This window comes from Alkalibacterium kapii, from assembly GCF_007988865.1.
GTDB classification, from domain to species: domain Bacteria; phylum Bacillota; class Bacilli; order Lactobacillales; family Carnobacteriaceae_A; genus Alkalibacterium; species Alkalibacterium kapii.
The window spans coordinates 1-2,178 of record NZ_BJUY01000046.1; the positions used below are offsets into that span (position 1 = coordinate 1).

At 35.6% G+C, this 2,178-nt stretch carries 2 protein-coding genes; one reads left to right on the forward strand and one right to left on the reverse strand.

The genetic code is table 11. The annotated features are described in order from the left end of the window. Positions 1-324: 324 nt before the first annotated feature. Entirely contained in the window at positions 325-1,632 is a 1,308-nt protein-coding gene (locus AKA01nite_RS09160) for an AI-2E family transporter (protein ID WP_146925023.1), read from the reverse strand. A gap of 229 nt (positions 1,633-1,861) precedes the next feature. Between AKA01nite_RS09160 and AKA01nite_RS09165 the strand changes: the two genes are divergently transcribed. Next, positions 1,862-2,178, forward strand: a 317-nt coding sequence (locus tag AKA01nite_RS09165; RefSeq protein WP_186805161.1) for a UPF0236 family transposase-like protein, incomplete at its 3' end; no start/stop codon positions are given.

Consider the following 2,178-nt stretch of genomic DNA (forward strand, 5'->3'; position numbering starts at 1 on the left):
CAATTCTTTTTCCGGACTCACCAGAAAATTGAAAGCGTTCCCTTCCTCTATACGACAACTACTTAAGTATAATCGTTCAAGAAGAAAAAGTCAACTGAAAACTTTAGTCTTTATTGCTGAAATCTATTATTTGTTTTGCAGCAACGAAATTAATAATAACAGGTTATTTAACTGACGTCAATGATAAATTAAAAATAATTTTTCGCTGGATCAAATATCTCTTTACCCGCTTTTTCAATAGCTGGTAAAGACGGGTTGTACATATGAAAAAGAGACCCGTCAAACAGGAAACTGATTCTGTTTGACGGGTCTCTTTTTTATGCACTACTCTTTTGTTTTGTGTTCAGTATTATCAGTTTTCTTTTCTTTGTCTTCTTTATTATCTTCTTGTTGATCTTTTACTTTGCTTCTCTTCAATTTTGCTATATCAATAGTTCGCATCAACTGACTGCTTGCCTTTTTTTCACCACTTACGGCCATTTCAATTGGTTTGACTTCATATTCTCCTGCCACATCACCATAATATTTATTATATCTCTTCTTAAATTGTTGAAATACGTAGACGACCAGGACTTTTAGTATTGCGTAAATAGGTACGCCGAATATCAAACCAAACAAGCCCAGCAAGTCACCCATAACTAGCAAAACAATGATAATGGTCAGTGGGTGTACGTTCAACTGTTTTCCGTAAACATTAGGTTCAATCAAATTCCCATCAATAAACTGAACAACCATCCAGACGATCACAAGTTGTACAACCATCCACCAGGAATCGATCAAGGCAATAATCAAAGCAGGCACAAAAGCCAAAGCCGGACCGATATATGGAATAACGGATGTAAATGCGGCGATAATAGCCAGTACACCGTTATATCTGAGTCCAATGATACTGAAACCTATGAACATCATGACCCCTATCGATGAAGCTACGATCAGCTGTCCTTTTACATAAGCGCCCACTTGAGTGTTCAACTCTGATGAGACACGTATAAGATCCTGCCGCCATTTTGGTGGAGCAACAGATAAAAAGGCTCTAAAGAAACGTTGTTCATCTTTCAGTAAAAAGAAAAGAATAATGGGAAAAGTCACCAATGTCACGACTACGTTAGTTAGCCCAGTTACAAAACTTGAGAGACCACTAAAACCTTCAGATAAGTACTGGTTTATGTTATCAGGAATTCCTGATATAAAGTTTTCCCCTTCTTGTACAAATGACTGAATTTCAGCTTCAAACGGAAGATTTTCTACCCAGCGTGGTATTGAAGCACTGAGTGAATCAATAAAACTTGGGAATTCATTTATAAACATCGTCACTTGGTTTTCCAAGAGAGGATACAGTAAAATTATTCCTAAGGTTAGAAGCCCGATGATTACTAAGAATAGAAGCGATACACTAATTATCCGCTTCACTTTATGTTTTTCCATAAAATCTATGAGCGGATTGAATAGGTAATAAAGCAACAAAGCAATAACAGATGGTATGAGTATATTGGAAATAAGAACAAGCAAAGGTGTGAATATATAGCTGACTTGATTGAATAAAAAGAAAGCAATGCCCAATAAAATCAATACCACCAAACTGTAAATTAAATTGGATGCTCCTAAAAAGCTTATCCATCTCGTTTTTTTCAATTCATTCTCCCTCTTTCTACTGGCAGTATATGTTTAATACATATTTTAAAGGACTTTTTATCTAAATACGAGAAAAAGCGACTATATAAACGAAAAAAGTTGTTTTACAACGGTCCGCTCTTTCTATGTGTAAAATAAATGTCGGAAGAAGAAAAATATCGGTCTAGACAAAAAGAAAGAAGACCCTTAATCTAGAGATAACGACAACGCTAGAGAAAGAGGTCTTCTTATGAATAATATTATATCAAAAATCATCAAAATCTTAAAGGAACAAGACACATTACTCGAAGCAGAATCAGCTTTAGAAGTATTGTTTCAACAGGTCATTCAGGAGCTACTCTGTGCAGCTTTTAAACAAATTGATCTAGAGTTAATCCAAAAGTACAAAGAACAAGGTTATGAAATAGATAGTATACAGAAGCGTACCATTCAATGGACTTTCGGAGTGATTGAATTCAGTCGGCATCGCATGCGTAAAAAAGGAGAAAAAAGTATCATTCCTTTTGATCAAGCCATTGGCTTGAAGCCTAGAGTTCGCCAAACGCC